General features: G+C 64.1%; 20 protein-coding genes. 6 read left to right on the forward strand and 14 right to left on the reverse strand.

Annotated elements, in window-relative coordinates; all coding sequences use genetic code 11:
- The first annotated feature begins 41 nt into the window (after positions 1–41).
- Positions 42–473: a GFA family protein gene (locus ACYG9R_RS04160; protein ID WP_023823456.1), complete on the forward strand. Its 432-nt coding sequence runs from the start codon at positions 42–44 to the stop codon at positions 471–473.
- Here ACYG9R_RS04160 and ACYG9R_RS04165 read toward each other — a convergent pair.
- Positions 463–1,437, reverse strand: coding sequence for a hypothetical protein (locus ACYG9R_RS04165; protein ID WP_023823457.1), 975 nt, complete (start codon positions 1,435–1,437; stop codon positions 463–465). The two genes, ACYG9R_RS04160 and ACYG9R_RS04165, sit on opposite strands and share 11 nt — an antisense overlap.
- A gap of 252 nt (positions 1,438–1,689) precedes the next feature.
- Positions 1,690–2,193, reverse strand: a complete 504-nt coding sequence (locus ACYG9R_RS04170; protein WP_023687105.1) for a glycosyltransferase — start codon at positions 2,191–2,193, stop codon at positions 1,690–1,692.
- A gap of 150 nt (positions 2,194–2,343) precedes the next feature.
- Here ACYG9R_RS04170 and ACYG9R_RS04175 point away from each other — a divergent pair, with 150 nt between their 5' ends.
- Both ACYG9R_RS04175 and ACYG9R_RS04180 read left to right on the forward strand, forming a co-directional pair.
- Positions 2,344–3,498, forward strand: a complete 1,155-nt coding sequence (locus tag ACYG9R_RS04175; protein ID WP_023684378.1) for a PA0069 family radical SAM protein — start codon at positions 2,344–2,346, stop codon at positions 3,496–3,498.
- A gap of 154 nt (positions 3,499–3,652) precedes the next feature.
- Positions 3,653–4,348, forward strand: coding sequence for a ribonuclease HII (locus ACYG9R_RS04180; protein WP_023823458.1), 696 nt, complete (start codon positions 3,653–3,655; stop codon positions 4,346–4,348).
- 250 nt (positions 4,349–4,598) lie between these two features.
- Here ACYG9R_RS04180 and ACYG9R_RS04185 read toward each other — a convergent pair whose 3' ends face one another.
- The 7 genes from ACYG9R_RS04185 to ACYG9R_RS04215 form a co-directional block, all read right to left on the reverse strand.
- Positions 4,599–5,090, reverse strand: a complete 492-nt coding sequence (locus tag ACYG9R_RS04185; protein WP_023668483.1) for a F0F1 ATP synthase subunit B — start codon at positions 5,088–5,090, stop codon at positions 4,599–4,601.
- A gap of 10 nt (positions 5,091–5,100) precedes the next feature.
- Positions 5,101–5,700 carry a F0F1 ATP synthase subunit B gene (locus ACYG9R_RS04190; protein WP_023668484.1) on the reverse strand — a complete coding sequence of 200 codons (600 nt, stop codon included), beginning with the start codon at positions 5,698–5,700 and terminating at the stop codon, positions 5,101–5,103.
- Between the two features lie 92 nt (positions 5,701–5,792).
- Positions 5,793–6,017 carry a F0F1 ATP synthase subunit C gene (locus ACYG9R_RS04195; protein ID WP_006206606.1) on the reverse strand — a complete coding sequence of 75 codons (225 nt, stop codon included), beginning with the start codon at positions 6,015–6,017 and terminating at the stop codon, positions 5,793–5,795.
- A gap of 66 nt (positions 6,018–6,083) precedes the next feature.
- Positions 6,084–6,842: a F0F1 ATP synthase subunit A gene (locus ACYG9R_RS04200; RefSeq protein ID WP_023668485.1), complete on the reverse strand. Its 759-nt coding sequence runs from the start codon at positions 6,840–6,842 to the stop codon at positions 6,084–6,086.
- Between the two features lie 63 nt (positions 6,843–6,905).
- On the reverse strand, positions 6,906–7,298 hold the full coding sequence (locus ACYG9R_RS04205; protein WP_023668486.1) for an AtpZ/AtpI family protein: 393 nt from the start codon (positions 7,296–7,298) through the stop codon (positions 6,906–6,908).
- A 266-nt stretch (positions 7,299–7,564) separates the two neighbouring features.
- Entirely contained in the window at positions 7,565–8,749 is a 1,185-nt protein-coding gene (locus tag ACYG9R_RS04210) for a cell wall hydrolase (RefSeq protein ID WP_023668487.1), read from the reverse strand.
- A gap of 137 nt (positions 8,750–8,886) precedes the next feature.
- A complete protein-coding gene (locus ACYG9R_RS04215) occupies positions 8,887–10,182 on the reverse strand; it encodes an MFS transporter (protein ID WP_023823459.1) in 1,296 nt (431 codons plus the stop codon).
- Between the two features lie 117 nt (positions 10,183–10,299).
- On the opposite strand from ACYG9R_RS04215, the gene ACYG9R_RS04220 reads away from it, so the two are divergent.
- Positions 10,300–11,208 carry a LysR substrate-binding domain-containing protein gene (locus ACYG9R_RS04220; RefSeq protein ID WP_023823460.1) on the forward strand — a complete coding sequence of 303 codons (909 nt, stop codon included), beginning with the start codon at positions 10,300–10,302 and terminating at the stop codon, positions 11,206–11,208.
- 222 nt (positions 11,209–11,430) lie between these two features.
- Here the strand turns inward: ACYG9R_RS04220 and der are convergent, their stop codons facing one another.
- The gene (der, locus tag ACYG9R_RS04225) at positions 11,431–12,861 is read right to left on the reverse strand and encodes a ribosome biogenesis GTPase Der (protein ID WP_023823461.1); all 1,431 of its coding nucleotides are present in this window, start codon (positions 12,859–12,861) and stop codon (positions 11,431–11,433) included.
- Between the two features lie 76 nt (positions 12,862–12,937).
- Positions 12,938–13,600: a tetratricopeptide repeat protein gene (locus ACYG9R_RS04230; protein ID WP_023823462.1), complete on the reverse strand. Its 663-nt coding sequence runs from the start codon at positions 13,598–13,600 to the stop codon at positions 12,938–12,940.
- Positions 13,601–13,792: 192 nt separating this feature from the next.
- Between ACYG9R_RS04230 and ACYG9R_RS04235 the strand changes: the two genes are divergently transcribed.
- Positions 13,793–14,797, forward strand: coding sequence for a polysaccharide deacetylase family protein (locus tag ACYG9R_RS04235; protein ID WP_023823463.1), 1,005 nt, complete (start codon positions 13,793–13,795; stop codon positions 14,795–14,797).
- A gap of 33 nt (positions 14,798–14,830) precedes the next feature.
- Here the strand turns inward: ACYG9R_RS04235 and sbmA are convergent, their stop codons facing one another.
- From sbmA to ACYG9R_RS04250, 3 genes are all read right to left on the reverse strand, one after another.
- On the reverse strand, positions 14,831–16,090 hold the full coding sequence (gene sbmA, locus ACYG9R_RS04240) for a peptide antibiotic transporter SbmA (RefSeq protein ID WP_023684385.1): 1,260 nt from the start codon (positions 16,088–16,090) through the stop codon (positions 14,831–14,833).
- 120 nt (positions 16,091–16,210) lie between these two features.
- Positions 16,211–17,368 carry a YbfB/YjiJ family MFS transporter gene (locus ACYG9R_RS04245; protein WP_023823464.1) on the reverse strand — a complete coding sequence of 386 codons (1,158 nt, stop codon included), beginning with the start codon at positions 17,366–17,368 and terminating at the stop codon, positions 16,211–16,213.
- A gap of 334 nt (positions 17,369–17,702) precedes the next feature.
- Positions 17,703–17,906 (reverse strand): hypothetical protein, encoded by a 204-nt coding sequence (locus tag ACYG9R_RS04250; RefSeq protein ID WP_023687097.1) that lies wholly within the window; start codon positions 17,904–17,906, stop codon positions 17,703–17,705.
- Positions 17,907–18,001: 95 nt separating this feature from the next.
- Between ACYG9R_RS04250 and ACYG9R_RS04255 the strand changes: the two genes are divergently transcribed.
- Positions 18,002–18,916, forward strand: a complete 915-nt coding sequence (locus ACYG9R_RS04255) for a LysR substrate-binding domain-containing protein (RefSeq protein ID WP_023823465.1) — start codon at positions 18,002–18,004, stop codon at positions 18,914–18,916.
- Positions 18,917–18,943 lie beyond the last annotated feature (27 nt).

The raw sequence follows: 18,943 nt of genomic DNA on the forward strand, positions 1-18,943 counted from the left end.
GGGCGGATAGTCTGTCGCCAAGTCAAGACGGAAGAGATCCAATGAGCGCGCACCGCGGCGGCTGCCATTGCGGCAACATCCACCTGACCTTCGAAACCGGAATTGAGCCGTCCGAGATGGAGATCCGCGCCTGCCAGTGCGCGTTCTGTGTCCGGCATGGTTCGCGCGCCGCCGCCGATCCGCAGGGCCGATTGATCGTCTCGGTCGAGGACGAGGCGCGGCTGCACCGATACCGGTTCGGATTACGCACCGCCGATTATCTCATCTGCCGGGACTGCGGCGTCTATGTCGCTGCTGTGACCACCGACTGCGACCCAAGAGCGATCGTCATCGTCAATGCGCTGGATGACCGGCCGCGGTTCAACCGCGAGCCGGTCCCGATGGACTATGATGCCGAGAACAAAGAGGGTCGCATTGCCCGGCGGCAAGCGCGCTGGATGCCGGTCGAGATCCGCTCCGGCGTCAGCGGATGACCGGTTCGCCGTGGAAGCGGCGGCGCGAGGGCGGCGAGACGCCGAAGCCGACCTCCATCATCAGCCGTGGCGTGGTGGACGGCACGGTGCCCATGTGGAAGCCGAACGGGTCCTCGACGAAGCCGAGCCCGGCCTCGCCGGTCAGCGTGACCGGGCTGTCCTCGCCATAGACCTTGAGCACGTCTTGCGCCGGATGGCCGACCAGCAGCGTCAACTGGTGCTTGAGGCTGCGCCTGTTGTGGCTGCCTTTGACATAGACATGCGGGCCGGTGCCGGCATCGCAGGGCTTGAGATAGAAGAAGAATTTCAGCATCCGCCAGTCGTCGAGATCGAAATGATATTTGCCGAGCGAGGCAAGGTTCTTGTCGGCGTCGGAAGCCTCGCCGGTCGGAAAGCTCCACCAGACACGCGTGGTGATCAGCTTTGCCTGCCCGCCCAGATAGTGCTGGGCGATGTCGAGCAGCAGCGGGTCGTTCTGGATGGCGAGTGCCGCCTTGCAGCCGAGGATGCGCTCGAAATAGTGTCCGCTGAGCAAAGAGCGGCCGAACCGCTTCTCGGCTTCTGCGTGTTCTCCGGGCATGAATTCGAGCCGGCGGTCGAAATTGCCGAAGCACGGCGTGCTCTGAGCAAAGCTGGCGATCTCTTCGTGGATTGCCTGCGGAAGGACCAGTCCGGAGAACAGGCCATCGGTGCGCAGCGCCGCGACGATCGACTTGAGGTCGACGCCCCTGAACATCGTCGCTCCGGCACTCTGCGCGGGGCGCGCGGCTTTGGCGCCAAGCCAGTGCAGCTTGCGCGCCGGCATGGTGCGGGCAAGCACGAACATCGGCAGCCATGCGGGATTTTCGCGCAGGTCGGACAGATAGGTCGGGATACGCACCGCGATGCGGCGGAGCAGGCTGCCGTTGCGGGCAATGGCTTCCAGACTGGGGGCGCCGGATTTGTCAGGGGACGAAAGGTTCATCGGGGTCCTCAGATATGAACGGCAGCAACGACGACGCGGCGCTTGCTTACCGCTCCGGCACTACCCAAACCCCGATATCCCGCATCAACGGAATGCTAATCCCGCGTCAGCTTTTGTGCAATGCACAATAGCTTTTTGCGGCGAAAAAGAGGGATGGTGCTGCGACCGTGCCAATGCGGATGAGACGCCGACGCTGCCCCTCATCCGCCCTTCGGGCACCCTTCTCCCTGGGAACGGGAAAAGGGAGAAACATCACTTCTTCGGCGCCAGCCAGATTTCGGCGTCGAGCCGCCTGGTGGCGAGACCGCGCGCAAGGGCTTCGGCGCTGTGCGCGTTCTTCGACAGGGCAGCGGCCTGGCGCTTGCTGATGACCAGCCCTTCGGCCAGCGCCCGGTTGCCCGAAAACACCCGTGACAGGAACGGCGTGCGGCTGCCGCGCGCACGGCAAAAGCGCGCCGGCATGGTTTGCCGCGCCGTGTGAGCGACAACGTCGTCGATCCAGCCCTCCGCCAGCCTTGCGCCGGGTTCCAGAAACAGCAGCCAGTCACCCTTCGCCTGCCTGATTCCCGCGGCAATGCCGCCGGCCACGAAGTGGCAGCCGGCATGATCGGCAACCCGATGCGTCTGGTCGGTCGAGCCGGTGTCGCAGACGATGACATCGCGCACCACGCCCTCGACCGCGCCGCCGATCAACGAGGCGAGCGTGCGGGCAAGGCCTTCTTCGTCATCCCGGGTTTCGATGAGAACGCTGAGCATTTTTAGCCGAATAGCGGAAAGCCCGGCGCAGCGCCAGTTTTGCATGGCCCAACGAAAAAGTTCTTGCTTTGTTCTCATCAGCGAAATAGGATTATTTTCATGAACAGAGCTATTCGACAGCCAGCCGACAGTCCTTGGGAAAGGGCCAAAATGGAACATATCGTGCGTGCGGACATTGCTGCTTTCGGAGCAGGGCGAGCCGAGATGGCCAATGCGATGATCGAACAGAGCGGCATGCGCGTCCGTCCGGATCGCAACCGCGGCCGTTCCGCGGGCATCAACCCGTCCGGCCGGTTCGAGCCGGTCAGCCGGCATGTGTTCGACGACGGCTGGAATTCGCTGGAGGAATTGCCGCCGTTCAAGACCGAAGTGCAGGTCGAGAAGCCGCGCACCATCATCACCCGCAACGAATCGCCCGACATTTCCTTCGACCGCTCGATCAACCCCTATCGCGGCTGCGAGCATGGCTGCGTCTATTGTTTCGCCCGGCCGACGCATTCCTTCATGGGCCTGTCGCCGGGGCTGGATTTCGAAGCGAAGCTGTTTGCCAAGCCGGATGCGGCGCGGCTGCTCGACAAGGAACTGTCGAAGGATGGCTATCAGCCGCGCACCATCGCCATCGGCACCAACACCGATCCCTACCAGCCGATCGAGAAACAATACCGGATTATGCGCGAGATCCTCGAAGTGCTGGAGGCGCGCGGCCATCCGGTCGGCATCGTCACCAAATCCCATCTGGTGACGCGCGACATCGACATCTTGTCGCGCATGGCCGAACGCGGGCTGGCCAAGGTGGCGCTGTCGGTGACGACGATGGACCGCATGCTGGCGCGCACCATGGAGCCACGCGCGTCGACGCCGACCAAGCGCCTCGAGGCGATCCGGCAGCTTTCCGATGCCGGCATCCCGGCCTCTGTCATGGTGGCGCCGATCATCCCCGGCCTGACCGACCAGGAGATGGAGCGTATCCTCGATTCGGCACGCGCCGCAGGCGCCCGCGAGGCCGGCTATGTGATCCTGCGCCTGCCGCTCGAGGTGGCGCCGATCTTCAAGGACTGGCTGCTGCGCCATTATCCCGACCGCTACCGGCACGTGATGTCGCTGATCCGTTCGATGCGCGACGGCAAGGACTATGATTCGGAATGGGGCAAGCGGATGAAAGGCGCCGGCCCCTATGCCTGGCAGATCGGCCGGCGCTTCGAGATCACGGCCAAGCGGCTCGGCCTCAACGCCGAGCGGCGCACGCTCCGAACCGACCAGTTTGTAGCCGCCGCCAAGGCGACCGAGCAGCTGATGCTGCTCTGAAAGTAGCGCCTGCCCTGCCCTCGTGGTTGGCAGGCGACCCAAGAATCCCGTCCGGCCTGTCCCCCGGCCTGCAGACGGTGCCCTCCCGGTCTTGCCCCACTCGACCCTGGAGGGACTTGCGGAGAATCGGAGCCGATGCGAACCTCGCCGCAACATGGCTCGCGCGCGTTCCGATTCTCCGCTTCTTTTAGAAATCGTCGAAAAGCCCGACTTCTCCTTCGAGACGAAGGCGATGGCTGAAGGCCTTTGGCCGGTGGCAGGCATGGACGAGGCCGGCCGCGGTCCGCTGGCGGGGCCGGTGGTGGCGGCGGCGGTGATCCTCGATCCCGCCAACATTCCCGACGGGCTAGACGATTCCAAACGGCTCAACCATTTGCAGCGCGAGGCGCTGTTCCTGAAAATCCTGGGGTCAGCGCTCGGCGTGTCGATGGCCTCGGTCAGCGCCGAAGGCATTGACGGCAGCAATATCCTCAAGGCCAGCCTGGAAGCCATGCGCCGCGCCCTTGCCGGCCTGCCGATCCAGGCAAAGCTGGCGCTGGCCGATGGCCGCGATGTGCCGCCGGGTCTCCTCTGCGAAGGCCGCGCGCTGATCAAGGGCGACCAGCGCTCGCAATCGATCGCCGCCGCCTCGATCGTCGCCAAGGTGATGCGCGACCGCATGATGTGCGGCTGCGGCAGCCATCACGAGCGCTACGGGTTCGAGGTCCATATGGGCTACGCCACCGTGCGGCACCGCACCGCGATCGAAGCGCATGGGCCGGTGGCAAGGCTGCACCGGGCATCATTCGCGCCGTTCAGGCTGGGTGGAGTTGAGGTGGTTGAGGAAGAGAGCTTCGCCGGGTTGGAGTAATGGTAATCTCCCCCCTTGAGGGGGAGATGGCCGGCAGGCCAGAGGGGGTCGCCGCGCGTGAAGCGCTAGCCCTTCTTCGCAGCAGAATGCGTCGCGCCCGGTCGAACGGACCCCCTCTGTCGCCTTTGGCGACATCTCCCCCTCGAGGGGGGAGATCAGGCGCACCACCGCCTTCGCCAATCTCCGTCGCCGCTCAACAAAAAAGCCGCCAGGTTGCCCGGGCGGCTTGATGTCAGCGAGTTAACCCCGCTCAGTTCAGCCTGGCCTTCACGTCCTGCAGCGCGGACTTGAAAAGATCCGCGCCGGCCTTGGCGTCGATCTTGCCGGCGAGCAGCGTGCGGGCCGCCTCGACGGCGATGTCGACGGCGCTGGCGCGCACTTCGGCGACGGCTTCGCGCTCTGCCTGGCCGATCTTCTGCTCGGCAAGCGCAGTGCGACGGGTGACATAGTCTTCGGTCTTCTTGTGCGCCTCGGCGGCAAGCATGTCGGCCTCGCGCTTGGCGGCAGCGACGATGGCTGCGGCCTCCTGCTCGGCTTCCTTGCGCTTCTTCTGGTATTGGCCGAGCAGTTGCTGGGCCTCTTCGCGCAACCGGCGGGCTTCCGCAAGCTCGTCGCTGATCTTGGTCGCACGGGCGTCGAGCGACTTGGCGATCAGGCCTGGCACCTTGATGTAAACGGCAACGCCGAGGAAAATGACGAGGGCAACTGTTGCCCAAAGCGTTGCGAGAGATGTGGCGTCCATGATGTGCTCCTCACCGGGCCACGGATTTGACCGCAGCCGAGATCTCGGCCTTGCTCGTCTTGCCGCCGACAAGCGCATCGACGATGGCTGAAGCGGTGTCCTCGGCAATCGTGCCGACTTCCTTCATGGCGTTGGCCTTGATGGAAGCAATGCTGGCCTCGGCCTCGCCGAGCTTCTTGTCGAGGGCGGCCTCGACCTTCTTGCGGGCAGCCTCGGCTTCAGCCTTGGCAGCGTCGTTGGCCTGCTGGCCTATCGCGTTGGCCTTGGCCTTGGCTTCCGCAAGTTCCTGCTCGTAAGCGGCAACGGCGGCGTCGGCCTCGCCCTTCAGCCTGGCGGCCTGGTCGAGGTCCTGCGTGATGCGATCGCTGCGGACGTCGATGATGCCGCCAAGGCGCGGCATCACCACCTTCTTCAGGAACAGATAGAACAGCCCGAACGTGATCGCCAGCCACAGAAGCTGGGACGGAAACGTCGCCGGATCGAATGGCGGGAACGTGCCGTGCGCCTCGGCAGGCACGCCGGCGCCGGAATGCGTGCCGCCTTCCGTACCGGTATGGGCGCCTTCAGCGGCGGGTGCGGACTCTTGCGCAAACGCAGATGTCACGAACATGGACTATCCCCTGATATCAGGCATGGCCGCAGGAATGCGGCCAGCCAATTCTTCCCAATGCTCGTCCGACCAATAATTGGCCGAACAGGGGCTCAGCCGAACAGGGCGAGAAGCGCGATGAGAAGCGAGAAAATGCCCAGAGCTTCGGTCACGGCGAAGCCGAAAATGAGGCGGCCGAACTGGCCATCGGCGGCCGACGGATTGCGCAGGGCGCCCGCCAGGTAGCTGCCGAAGATGTTGCCGAGGCCAATGCCCGCGCCGCCCATGCCCAGGCAAGCGATACCGGCGCCGATGTACTTTGCTGCTTCTGCGTCCATTTTAAACTCCTTTGGATCTGTAATTCGTTGCAATTCCATCCGGCGAAAGATGCCGGAAATTCTAGGTCAGTGCCCGGGATGCAGGGCGTCGTTCAGATACATGCAGGTCAGCACCGCAAAGACGTAGGCCTGCAGGAAAGCGACCAGCAATTCCAGCGCGGTCAGCGCGACTGCCATGGCCAGCGGCAACACCGAACCGGCAACGCCGACGGCGCCGAGCGCGCTCAGGCTGACGACGAAGCCCGAAAACACCTTCAGTGTGATGTGGCCGGCCAGCATGTTGGCGAACAGACGAACCGAGAGGCTGACCGGGCGCGACACGAAGGAGATCACTTCGATCAGCACCACCAGTGGCAGCAGGAACACCGGAACGCCATGCGGCACGAAGAGCTTGAGGAAACCCAGACCGTGCTTCGTGAAGCCGTAGACAACGACGGTTCCGATCACCAGGGCTGCGAGGCCGAAGGTGACGATGATGTGGCTGGTGACGGTGAAGAAGTACGGGAAAAGGCCAAGCAGGTTGGCGACCAGTACGAACATGAACAACGAGAACACGAAGGGGAAGAACTTCATGCCCTGCGTTCCGGCGGCGTCGCGCAGCATGTTGGAGACGAACTCGTAGCCCATTTCCGAAACCGACTGCAGGCGCCCGGGAACAAGGCTGCGGCTCGAGGTCGAGAGGTACAGAAACGCCGATGCGACGAGCACGGTCGCGACCATGAACAGGGACGAATTGGTGAAGGACAGGTCATAGCCTCCGATGTTGATCGGAATCAGCTTGACGATATGGAACTGGTGGATCGGATCGACCTTGTCAGCAGCCATTTACATCCCCGTCAAAGCCGCGAACGGCCTTAAGTGTCCTTGTGCGCCGTTGGCGGCGCCATTTCATTCTTTCGGATCGTGCGACTTCTCGCTTTTTCCGAATTCCGCCACAACACCTGACGAACGCAGGACATTGAGCACGCCGGCGCCAAAGCCCAGCAACAAGCCGACGACCAGACCCCATGGCGAGGTTCCCGCCACGCGATCCAGAAACCAGCCAAGGCCCACACCCACCACTATCCCGGCGATGAACTCGCTGGACAGCTTGAGCGCCTGGCCATATCCGGCCGTCGCTTTCGCGCCGTCATTCCCCTCGAGCTGATCCGGCCGTCTTGTCGCAAGCGATGCTCCAAGCTCACGCCGGCGGCGTTCGAGATCTTCGTCGCGGATGTCGGCCTCGTGCTTGCTGCCGCGGCCGGTTTCTCCGGTTCCGTCTGGCCCGTTCTTGTCGGCCATCGTAACCCCCCTGCCCGGTCAGACCGTCACCGTCCGTCCGCTTCTAAAGTCGCCGGCAACATAGTTAGAGGGTTTGCGCCCGTCAAGCCACGGGCGGGACTTCAAAGCCATGTATTTTTTCTATTGGAATCAATCACTTGGCGAGGTGCGACATCGTGCCCGCCACTATCGGGTCGGCACATGCCCCGAATCCGTCCGGCGACCGCTGTCCGATTTCGGGTTCCGGGACCTTTTGCGGTCCGTTTGGGACAGGCAAGCCGAAGGACTCAGCTCCAGCCGCCGCCATAGGTGCGGTAGAAGATATGCAGGCCGATCTTGGTCATCTTCTGCATCGTGCGCGCCCAGCCCGGATGGACGTAGTTGGCGTAGTAGTGGGTCGATGAGCCGACTTCGGGAATGAAGATCTTGCCGGCGGTGACCGCCATCGCGACGTCCTGCGCGGTCTTGTAGTGGGCGGGGCTCTCGATGCGCTTCTTGCGGCCGTCGCAGGCGAAGGAGAACTGGCAGCGGTTCAGCCAGTTGTCGTTCTGGTAGACGACGCCGCAAATCGAGTTCGGATAGGCCGGATTGCGGACGCGGTTGAGAATGACCTGCGCGACGGCGGCCTGGCCGCGCACGGATTCGCCGCGCGCCTCGAAATAGATGCCGTTGGCGAGGCAGGCCTGCTCCTTCGTGGAGAAGACGCTGGCCGGCAGCGGGTTCTGGATCCACGAGTGGTCACCCTTGGCCATCGGCGGAATGAAGCGCCCGCTGCTCGGCTCCTCGTCCTGCAGCAGCGCTTCGAAGGGTGAGGCCTTGGCGTAATCGGGTTCGGCCTGGGCATAGGCGGTGGCCAGCACGTCCGGTCTGTCATTGTTGACCAACGCGGCAAGCATGGCCGGCACGCCGGGATCGGGCTTCTTGTCCACGTTGGTGTGGAAGGCCTGGGCGATCTGGATTTCCTTGCCCTTGATGCCGGGCTTGGCGAAGGCGAGCTTCAGGCCGCTGTCCATGCTCGGCCGCAGCAGCGAGGACGTGCGCTGAAAGATCGAGCCGGCATTGAAGTTCTTCGGCGGCGCCACCGGCGAGACCTGGATGATGCGGCCCTTCTTGTCGGCGCGCATGATGCGGTCCTCGTCGGGCGTGATGCCGGCGACATTGCCCTTGCCGCGAAACGAGACCTTGCCGACGCCGGGCAGGCGCACGCCCGAGCCCGAGAGCGAACCGGTGGTGACGGAATCGATGAAAGGCATTTCGGCGGCATGAACCGAGCCGGCGACGGAGCGCTCGACATAAGAGTTCCAGCGGGTGCCCGAGGCTTCGAGGCCGGAAATCAAGCTGCCCATGTCCTGGTAGGCGACGACAGTTGGAAAGCCGATCCAGATGCCGAGCCCGATGACCAATGGCGATACGAAGGAACGTTTTTTCTCACCGGCGGCGGCGGCCAGCCGCTTCAGGACACGTCGATGCACGGGGAACTCTCCAGAAACGCCACTGAGCCACTGGAGAGCCAAAGTGAAGCATTAACCTTGATGCGGGGTTAACGCGGTTGATCGTGTTTTTCCGAAGCGGCCCGAAATGGGACGCCGCTTGCAGGCCGGCCAACCCGTCAGTTCGGCCGCAGGAAAATTGGCCATGCAATCATGGCGCAGAGCGCGCCCACCAGCCAGACGCCAGGCCACGACCAGATGAGCAGCAAAGCCGGAATGGCGGTCGGCACCACGAAGAAGGCGATGAAGACGAAGCTGTTGGCAAGACCGAGCGCGGTTCCGGCGCGGCTGGCGCCGGCAAGCGTGGCGAGTTCGGTGTAGGCGACGCCATGCCAGGCGGAGACCGAAATGCCGGCAACGACCAGCAGCACGTCGATCGCGGGGATCAACGCGGCATGGGCGTCTGGCGTGGCTCCTGCCGCCAGGACCAGCAGGCCGACGGCCGCGAAGCCAAGCGCGCTCGTCATGCTGCAGAGGCGCAGCAACCAGCGGCGGTTGCCATGGCGGTCGGTGAAGCGGCCGCTCCAGACGCGCATCACCATCGCGCCGGTCTGCACCGCGGCAAGGCTGGCGCTGATCGTGAGCGTGGCCATGCCGGCGAAATCGTGCAGGAAGACGGAGGCGAAGGTGAGCACCGCCACTTGCGGAAAGCAGAGCAGGCCGATGGCGGTGGCGATGCGCCAGACCTCGACATTGCGCAGCGGCGCCGGACCGCCCGACTTTGCCATGGCCATGCTGCCGGCATTGTCCAGTTCCGGCGGCTGGTGCAGCCATCGCCAGGCAAACAGCGCAGAGACGGCGTTCATGGCGGCCAGCAGCCCGAAGACCGCCGCGAAACCGTGCACCGATGCCAGCGACGGCAGGACCAGCGCGCCGAGCCCGCCGCCGAGCGGCACCGCGGTCTGCCTGATGCTCATGGCAAAGCCACGTTCGCCTTCGTGGAACCAGGCCATGATGGCGCGGCCGCTGGAACCGTTGACGCTGCCGCCGAGCAGGCCGGTGACCAGAAGGCATGCGGCCAGCATTGCGACGCCAGGCACATAGGTCACTGAGGGCACGATGAACAACGCCATCAGGGCGAGCCACGCCGCGGTCGCACCAAGGCCGGTCAATAGCACGCCGCGATCGCCCCAGCGGTCGGTGAGCAGACCCCAGGGCAGTTCGCTCAAGGCAACGCCCAGTCCGAGAAGACCGAGGACCAGGCCGAGATTGCCATTGCTCAAGTGATAGCCCGACCGCAGAAACACCGCCGCCGCCGGTATGCCGGCGAAGGTGGCGGAGAAACTGGCATTGGCGGCAACGCCGATGCCAAGCACCTTCCAGCGATGATTGGCGCGAAATCGTTCAGCCTTCGACGTGACGGCGGCGGCTCGGCCAACCCGGCCTGGCTCACAATTTGCGTCGGCAATCGACATGGCGGGACTCCTGTTGATGCCCTTTCGGGACCTTGACGCCTCGTCTTTACCGCCATAACTTCATCCCGAATATCGGGAAGTTTTTGACAATTGTTCCCGAAAAACAGGATCGTTGTGATGCGCCGCGTAACCTTCGACCTCGATGTCCTCCGAAGCTTCGTCACCGGCATGGAACTCGGCAGCTTCGCCAAGGCCGCCGACCGGCTTGGACGCTCGACCTCGGCGGTGAGCGCGCAACTGAAGAAGTTGGAGGACCAGGCGGCGACGCCGATCTTCCGCAAGTCGGGCCGCGGACTGGCGTTGACCGAAGCCGGCGAAACCATGCTCGGCTATGCCAGGCGGCTGCTCGAGTTGAACGACGAGGCGGCCTCGGCCATCCACGACGTGGAACTGGAAGGCTGGGTCAGGCTCGGCCTGCAGGAGGATTTCGGCGAGGCGGTGCTGCCGGAGGTGCTCGGACGCTTCGCCCGCGCGCACCCCAAGGTCAAGATCGAGGCGCGGATCGGGCGCAGCTATGAACTCGCCGAGCGGATCACATCAGGCAATCTCGACATTGCGCTGGCCTGGGACAGCGGCCAGGCGCTGCCTTACAGCCGGCATGTCGGCGACGCGCAATTGCGCTGGATCGGGCCGGCAAAGCTGATCGAGACCAGGCTACGCGAGGGCGAGGCACTGCCGCTGGTGGCGCTGGAAGCGCCATGCCTGCTGCGCACAGTGACGACGGAAACGCTCGACCGCGCCGGCCTGCCATGGCGGATGGCCTTCTCCAGCCCCAGCCTTGGCGGCATCTGGGCGGCGGTCGCCGTCGGCCTCGGCCTGACCATCCGCACGGATATCGGCCTGCCGGCCAATGTCAGGACGATGGCACCGCAAACGTTGGGCTTACCCGCGCTGCCAACCATGGCGCTGGTGCTGCACCAGAAAGACGCCGAACTGGACCCGGTGGCGGCGCGGCTGGCGGATATATTGTGGCACGCGGCGGTGGCGGCGCTGCCGCAGGACGAGCGGTTGAGAGAGGTCGCTTAGACGGAAGCGGCTGTCCAGCGTAGCGTTCCGTCACACCCCCCCTCTGTCCTGCCGGACATCTCCCCCGCAAGGGGGGAGATTGGATCTCGCGAATGCTTTCGCCAATTTTCAACGTTGCAAGAGAGGCTCCAAAGACGAAACGACTGATCTCCCCCCTTGCGGGGGAGATGCCCGGCAGGGCAGAGGGGGGTGCTGTCCCGCCAGCCTGAAGCTTATTTGCGCTCACTTGCGCTTGTTCGCTCTCCCCGCGAACGGGTTGTCCGAAGTCCGCAGCGCTATCCTGATCGGCACGCCGGGCATGTCGAAGGCTTCGCGCAGGCTGTTGGAGAGGTAGCGGACATAGGATTGCGGCATCGCGTCGGGCCGCGAGCATTGGACGACGAAACCCGGCGGCCGGGTCTTGGCCTGGGTGACATATTTGACCTTGAGCCGGCGGCCGGCGACAGCGGGCGGCGGGTGATGCGCCAGAATGCTTTCCAGCCAGCGGTTGAGCTTGCCGGTGGAAACGCGGCTGTTCCACACCTTGTGCGTCTTGATGACGGCATCCATCAGCTTGTCGAGGCTGCGGCCGGTCTCGGCCGAAACCGTCACCGCCTGGATGCCGCGCACCTGCGGCAAAAGCCGTGTGGTCTTTTCGCGCAACTCGGCCAGCAGTTCCTGCGGATTGTCGATCAGGTCCCATTTGTTGAAGGCGATGACCGGCGCCCTGCCTTCGCGGATGATCAGGTCGGCGATCTGCAGATCCTGCTTCTCGAACGGGATGGTGGCGTCGAGCACGATGATGACGATCTCGGCAAAGCGGATGGCGCGCAAGCCGTCCTGCACCGACATCACTTCCAGCTTCTCGTGGATCCTGGCCTTGCGGCGCATGCCGGCGGTGTCGAACAGTTTCATCCGGCGGCCATGCCAGTCCCAGTCGACCGAGATGGAATCGCGGGTGATGCCGGCTTCCGGGCCGGTCAACAGCCGCTCCTCGCCGATCAGCGCGTTGATCAGCGTCGACTTGCCGGCATTGGGCCGGCCGACGACGGCGATGCGCATCGGCTTGGTGTCGTCATAGGCGGGTTCGGCGTCGGGATCGGTGATGTCCTCGCCGATCAGCACCTCGCTGGCGGCGACGTCCTCGGCCTCGTCTTCTTCCTCGCCGAAGGCGCGGTCTTTGCCTAGCGCCTCGATCACCGCGTCGCGCAGATCGGGCATGCCCTGGCCGTGCTCGGCCGAGACCGGGATCGGCTCGCCCAAGCCCAGTTCCCAGGCTTCCAGCATGCCGCCCTGGGCGCCCTTGGCCTCGGCCTTGTTGGCGACCAGCACGACCGGCTTGCCGGACTTGCGCACGATCTCGGCAAAGGTGCGGTCGTCGGGCAAAAGCCCGGACTTGGCGTCGATGGTGAAGAAGATCAGGTCGGCTTCGCGGATGGCGATCTCGGTCTGCGCGCGCATGCGGCCGGGCAGCGTCGAGGCGGCGGCGTCTTCGAAACCGGCGGTGTCGATGACATCGAAATGCAGATCGTAGAGTTTGGCCGCGTGGACGCGACGGTCGCGGGTGACGCCCGGCGTGTCGTCGACAAGCGCCAGCTTCCGTCCCACCAATCGGTTGAAAAGCGTCGATTTGCCGACATTGGGCCGGCCGATAATGGCGACTTTGAAGCTCATCCGGCTATCCATATCATCGCCCAAACCGCAGCGCGCCCTTGGGTCAGGCCCGAGGGCAGGCTTTGGGCGATGCGTATCATGACGCGCCCGAGCCGCGGATCAATTCCGACATCAGCGTCGCCCGCTGGCGCGCGTTGCGCGGGGCGCCGTCATCGGCGGCGATCTGGTCGAACAGTTTCAGCGCATCCTGGGTCTTGCCTTCCTTCCAGGCGGCAAGGCCGAGCGCTTCGCGCGCTGTGTGGCGCAGCGTGTTGTTGTCGGCGGTCAGCGCCTCGACGCGGCTGGAGACGTCGGCGAAGGAGCCGTGATCGACGAGCAGCAGGGCGGCCCGCAGGCGCGCCATGTCGCGAATGCCCTGGGGAATGGCGTTGTCGGCGGCGACGCCATCGAAATCGGCGACGGCGGCGGCAAAGTCGCCCTTGTCGGCCTTGACGGTTGCCGCGCGCATGCGGGCGAGCAGCGGATAGGCGCCGTAGCCGTCCTTTTCCAGCTGTTCGAGGGCGGTCAGCGCCTCGTCGCTCTTGCCGTCATTGGCAAGCTTCAGCGCCTGCGAGAAGGCATCGCCGGAGCGGTTGGCGCGGGTCTCGTCCCAATAGCGGTAGCCGACGAAGGCGGCGGTGCCGAGAACCACCAGGATGGCGAGGCCAAAGATCGCCGGACCGAAACGATCCCAAAGCACCTGCGCCTTTTCGCGACGGATCTCGTCGTTGACTTCGCGGATAAAACTGTCGTCGGACATCAATCAAAACCATTGCTGCCCCAACAGGGGCGCTTCTTGAGCCCGCGTTTTAGCGAAATTTCGCGGGCATGGAAGGGGCTCGGCAGGAAAATCGGCTAATCGCCGGGCGCATAGCTGCCGACATTGATCGCACCCACGCCACATTTTGCCGATAGCCGGCTTGGACTGCCTCCGATCAAGCCCAGATTGCCGATGCCTCGTTTGTCCCGCGTTGTCGCATTTTCCACCGCTGTGCTTGCCACGGCGGGCGTTGCTTACGCCGACCCGCCGGCGGCGCCATCCCCGGCAAAGCCGAAGCAGATCGTCATCATCTCGTTCGACAGCGCCCGGGAGATATCGCAATGGCAGCGCAGCCGGGCGCTAGCCAAGCGCACCGGCGCGCATTTCACCTACTTCCTTTCCTGCGTGTTCCTGCTGTCGCAGCAGACACGCGCCGAATACACCGCGCCGGCCAGGTCCGCGGGCAAATCCAACATCGGCTTTGCCGTCTCGAAGCAGGAAGTCGCGGACCGACTCGACCAGATCGGGCTTGCCGCTGCGGAGGGCCATGACATTGCCAGCCATGGCTGCGGCCATTTCGACGGCAAGGACTGGAGCAAGGCCGACTGGCTGAAGGAATTCGCCTCGTTCGAGCGCATTCTGGAAAACGCCTATGCGATCAACGGTATTGAACCCGAGCCCAAGGGATGGCGCGCTATCGCCCATGCGGTTGTCGGCTTTCGCGCACCCTACCTCTCGACCGGCAAAGGGCTCTACGAGGCCCTGGCTGAAGCCGGCTACCACTATGACGCCAGCGGCGCTTCGAATGGCCCGGTCGAGCCGCCGACCGGCGGCGGCCTGACCCGCTTTTCGCTGCCACAGATCCCGGAAGGCCCGAATTCAAGGCCGGTGATCGCCATGGACTACAATCTCTATGTCCGGCATTCCGGCGGCTTCGAGCGGCCGAGCCAGGCAGCCGAGTTCAGCGATCGGACCTACCAGGCCTTCCGCGCCGCCTTCGACAAGCAATATCAGGGCAAGCGCATCCCGCTGGTGCTGAGCTTCCACTTCACCCTGATGAATGACGGCGCCTATTGGAATGCGCTTGAGCGCTTTGCCGACGAGACCTGCGTCAAAGCCAATGTCGAGTGCATCAGCTTCCGCGATTATGTGCAGAGGCAGCGTGGCGGCGACAGACAGGCGGCGGTGGGCGGCTGAGCCGCCCACTTCGTTCAATCGTCAAAGCTCGGTTTACGCCGGATCTTCGGCGCTCTGCCGCTCAAGGTAACGTTGATCGATGGGCGGCAGCGGCTCGCCTTGCAGTGTCGCTTCGAAGGCGCGCAAGCGTTTGTGAACCGACTGGAGTTCAACGATGGTCGACCAGGAATTGATCAAAAACTGGAGCGATCCCGTCACTCGCCCGAAGGCGTTGGATATCTGGCTGAGCGATCCAAAGGTTATCTTGTGCGCGATAAAGGACGGGGCGAGAATAATGAAGGAGAATATATTATCTGCCTGAAGAAAGGTGTAACGCACGACGTTGAAGTAGATGTAATGAAAATATAGGCGGAAATAGTTCTTCCGCACATTATCGAACAGTTCCGTCGTTGTTTCCGGCTGAGCACGGTCCTCGTGATCCTCGCCATAGACGAGTTCCTTGCGATAGGCTGCCTCGACGCGCTGGTTGCGAAATTGCAAGCCCGGGAGTTTGACGCCGGCAAGCATTACGGCGAGCGTCCCAAAAAGGCACCAGCCGATCGCCGCTACGACAAGCGGCTGGGGTACAGCGCCGATGATTGGCAATTCGGTAATATGCTGTTGCAGAGCGACCATGACCGGCAGGAAGGCGATGAGCGTCATGATGGACTGGACGAAGGTAGCTCCTAGATCTTCCATGATCTGGGAGAAACGCATCGTATCTTCCTGGATACGCTGTGACGCGCCCTCGATGTGGCGAAGCCGTCCCCAATTGGCCATGAAATGGCCGTTCATCGCCATGCGCCAACGGAAGACCCAGTGGCTGACAATGAAGGCATTGACGACCGATACATTCATGCCGATCAACGCCAGCCAGACAAAGCTGGATTGTCCAGCATAAAATTCGCCGACAGTGGATTCAATCTTTCCTGACATCAGCCCTTGGACGTAGTCGAAGAATGGCCCGTACCAGGCGTTGACCGCGACGCTGATCTGCACATTGAAATAGATGAGGAACAGGATGATCGCGGTGACCAGGATCGACCAATTTTGCCATGGATGCGGCGAATACCAAGCCCAGAACGCGTAGAAGGCGGCCACGAAAAACGCGAAATAGACATAAAACCACAGAAATGGGAGCGACCAGAACACAGAGATGTCGCCGATGGCCGGCGCGTCGGCCGCCGCAGGCGGCAAGCCGATGTTTGCGCCCAGCTGCTGGCCGCCGAAGAACCAAAACAGGATGCCGAAAAGGCTCCAGACGGCGGCCGAGGTGAAAAACAGCTTCGGCTGCGGGAAGAAGGATACGAACACTGTGGCGAATTCCTCGGTCGGTGCGCAAATCAGCGGGGTTGCTGGTTAGGGGCATAAAGTCACACATTAGGTGGAAAGCAAATGCCCGTGCCCGATGCCCGGCATCGAGCAAGACCACAATCATGGCGATTTTGGCGCGGCCGACCAGGTGATGCCTGCCGAGACCAGCAAGACCGCAGCAGCGACGATCGAAGCGAGGAAGAAGTTGCCCGAGGCTTGCGCCAGCAGGCCGGCGACGACAGGGCCGACGATCTGGCCGATGCCGAAGGAAGCGGTCATCAGCGCAAAAATCCGGCGCGGCGCCTGCGGGACAAGCAGCCTTGCCGTCTGCAGGCCGAGTGCTGTTATGGCGATGAAGGTGCCGCCGAGCAGGACTCCCGCGAGCAATGGCCCGGCGGTGCCGCCGATGGCGACGCTGGCGGTGACGCCGACGACCTCGACCAGGCAGCCCAAGGCATAGGCGGTATAAAGCCCGATCCGTGCCGCTATCTTTTGCCACAGCCAGACCGAGGGAAAGCCGGCAAGGCCGGTGACCATCCAGACGCTTGCCTCGAAGACGCGGCCGCCGCCGCCCTGGCGCACTATGGCGACCAGGAAGGTCGCCGTCACCACATAGCCGAAGCCGAACAGGCCGTAGGCAAGGATGACTTTTGCCAACGACCGGTCCCTCGGCAGTGCCGGTTCGCGGTCGGCCACGCCGCTGGCAGGTGCGGTGCCGCCGGCGAGCAAGGCGACGAGCGCAAGGCCGCCGGCGGAAATCGCTGCCGACCACAGCCAGCCCGAAGCCCAGCCGGCATGTTCGGTGACCAGAACCGCCATCAGCGCCGAGGATGCCGCGATGCCGAGGCCGACGCCGCCGAAATGCAGCGCCTGCAGGTCGCTTCTGCTGGCGGCTGCCAGGTGACCGAAGACGATGGAGGCCATGAACACCATGACGAAGGCGCTGGCGAGACCGGCAAGGAAACGGATGAGGATGAAGGCCGTCATCGTTTCGGTCAGTCCCATCAGGGCGGCGAGCGCAGCACTGGCGGCAAGGCCGCCAAACATCAGCAGCCGCTCGCGCCCATGCGCCCAGCCGCCGGCCGCCGCAAGCGCGCCGACGAGGTAGCCGAGGTAGTTGGCCGACGCGATCCAGCCGGCATCGGCCGGCGACAGATGCAGTTCTTCCATCATTCCGGGCAGGATCGGCGTGTAGACGAAACGGCCAATGCCCATGGCGACGGCCATGGCGATCATGCCAGCGAGAGCAAGGCGCAACGGTGATGGAGCGGCGTTCATTGCAGCGCACAATAAGGGTGCTGCCCGGTCAGACCAATCCACTTGCGTTGGGCCAGACTTGGCGGCGGCGACAGTGGCCGTTGGCGTGAATGTGCCGAGCGCGAGGGCCACTTGGCGTCGCGCCGCCCCGCCTGCCGGCACCTTCTCCCCGTATAGTGACGGGGAGAAGGGGGTTAACCGTGTGCCTCGGCGCCCTTGCCTGCAGGGCTGGCAATTGGCGAAACCTTCGGCGCCGGCGACCTTTCTCCCCGTACGGGGAGAAATGCCCGGCAGGGCAATGAGGGGCAGCGCTGGCGCCGACAGTATCGCCTTCCCAGTTACCGCGTCCGCGATTTCAGCGGCAGCCTGCTTGCGCCGTCTCGTATGCAGTGCGGCGCGCCGTCAGGCGAAACGGCATGTCGCCGAGTTCGCGCTCCGACATGGTGTCGAGCACGGGATGCGACAGCGGATCGGTCACCCAATTGAGGACATCCCCGTCAGGGCGCCGCCGCGTGCAGCCGGCGGCAAAGACTTTGAGCAATGATACGATCGTCACCATCCTCGCCTCCTCGGTCTGGTTGTCTTCGCTAGAATCTGCCCTGTCTCGCCGTCTTTCAATTGAGATTTCGGCCGCGCCGGTTTAGAAAAACTGGAATGGCCATGCTGAACCGCGTCCATCTCAACGGCTTGCGCGCCGTCGAAACCGTCGCCCGCCTCGGCTCGCTGGCGGCGGCTGCCGGCGAGCTCAACGTCTCCGTCAGCGCCGTCAGCCAGCAGATCAACCGCACCGAAAAGCAGCTCGGACAAGCGGTGTTCGAACGAACGGCGAGCGGGCTGGTGCTGACCGAGTTCGGCACGGTTTTTTCCGCCCGGCTGGGCGCCGGTTTTCGCGAACTGGCGCAGGCGGTGGCGCTGGCCGACGAGGCAAGCCAATGCACGCTGGTGGTTTCGGTGGCGCCGGCCTTCGCTTCGAAATGGCTGCTGCCGCGATTGTCGCGGCATTTCGACCGGCATCCCAATGTGCTGCTGCGCATCGACGCCTCGGTGCGGCTGGCCGATCTCGAACGTTCCGACATCGACATCGCCATCCGGCTTGGCGACGGCAAATGGCCGGGCGGCCGGGCCGAACTTTTGTTGGCGCAGGAAGTCTTTCCGGTCTGCGCGCCGGTGATCGCCAAGAAACTGAAGTCGATCGAAGACCTGGCGCAGACCTGCGCCATCACCGACGAGCGGGCGATGATCAACTGGGAGAGCTGGTTCAAGGCTGCCGGGGCCGAGCCGGTCACTTTTCGCAAGGGCGCGCGCTTCACCGACCCGATGTTGTGCCTGGAATCGGCGATCGCCGGCCATGGCGTCATGCTCGGCTGGCAATTGCTGGCCGCCGATGCGCTGGCCGACGGCCGCCTCGTCGCGCCTTTCGGCGTGCGGGCGCAGAGCGGCCTCGGCTACTGGCTGGTGACCTCGGCGACCAAGACCGAAAGCCGCAAGGTGCGCGATTTCAAGATCTGGATCCGCGAGGAAATCGCGGCGACCGTGGCGCAGTTCAGCGCGCTGGAAAGCGCTGCCTAGGGCTGTCCGTCGCGACAGTGCTGGAAA

This window comes from Mesorhizobium sp. RSR565B (assembly GCF_054719465.1).

Bases quoted from the DNA above. Each gene is read 5' to 3' on its own strand.
- ACYG9R_RS04160 (WP_023823456.1), top strand. From the start codon at position 42: ATGAGCGCGCACCGCGGCGGCTGCCATTGCGGCAACATCCACCTGACC.
- ACYG9R_RS04165 (WP_023823457.1), bottom strand. From the start codon at position 1,437: ATGAACCTTTCGTCCCCTGACAAATCCGGCGCCCCCAGTCTGGAAGCC.
- ACYG9R_RS04170 (WP_023687105.1), bottom strand. From the start codon at position 2,193: ATGCTCAGCGTTCTCATCGAAACCCGGGATGACGAAGAAGGCCTTGCC.
- ACYG9R_RS04175 (WP_023684378.1), top strand. From the start codon at position 2,344: ATGGAACATATCGTGCGTGCGGACATTGCTGCTTTCGGAGCAGGGCGA.
- ACYG9R_RS04180 (WP_023823458.1), top strand. From the start codon at position 3,653: ATGGCTCGCGCGCGTTCCGATTCTCCGCTTCTTTTAGAAATCGTCGAA.
- ACYG9R_RS04185 (WP_023668483.1), bottom strand. From the start codon at position 5,090: ATGGACGCCACATCTCTCGCAACGCTTTGGGCAACAGTTGCCCTCGTC.
- ACYG9R_RS04190 (WP_023668484.1), bottom strand. From the start codon at position 5,700: ATGTTCGTGACATCTGCGTTTGCGCAAGAGTCCGCACCCGCCGCTGAA.
- ACYG9R_RS04195 (WP_006206606.1), bottom strand. From the start codon at position 6,017: ATGGACGCAGAAGCAGCAAAGTACATCGGCGCCGGTATCGCTTGCCTG.
- ACYG9R_RS04200 (WP_023668485.1), bottom strand. From the start codon at position 6,842: ATGGCTGCTGACAAGGTCGATCCGATCCACCAGTTCCATATCGTCAAG.
- ACYG9R_RS04205 (WP_023668486.1), bottom strand. From the start codon at position 7,298: ATGGCCGACAAGAACGGGCCAGACGGAACCGGAGAAACCGGCCGCGGC.
- ACYG9R_RS04215 (WP_023823459.1), bottom strand. From the start codon at position 10,182: ATGTCGATTGCCGACGCAAATTGTGAGCCAGGCCGGGTTGGCCGAGCC.
- ACYG9R_RS04220 (WP_023823460.1), top strand. From the start codon at position 10,300: ATGCGCCGCGTAACCTTCGACCTCGATGTCCTCCGAAGCTTCGTCACC.
- der (WP_023823461.1), bottom strand. From the start codon at position 12,861: ATGAGCTTCAAAGTCGCCATTATCGGCCGGCCCAATGTCGGCAAATCG.
- ACYG9R_RS04230 (WP_023823462.1), bottom strand. From the start codon at position 13,600: ATGTCCGACGACAGTTTTATCCGCGAAGTCAACGACGAGATCCGTCGC.
- ACYG9R_RS04235 (WP_023823463.1), top strand. From the start codon at position 13,793: ATGCCTCGTTTGTCCCGCGTTGTCGCATTTTCCACCGCTGTGCTTGCC.
- ACYG9R_RS04245 (WP_023823464.1), bottom strand. From the start codon at position 17,368: ATGAACGCCGCTCCATCACCGTTGCGCCTTGCTCTCGCTGGCATGATC.
- ACYG9R_RS04250 (WP_023687097.1), bottom strand. From the start codon at position 17,906: ATGGTGACGATCGTATCATTGCTCAAAGTCTTTGCCGCCGGCTGCACG.
- ACYG9R_RS04255 (WP_023823465.1), top strand. From the start codon at position 18,002: ATGGCCATGCTGAACCGCGTCCATCTCAACGGCTTGCGCGCCGTCGAA.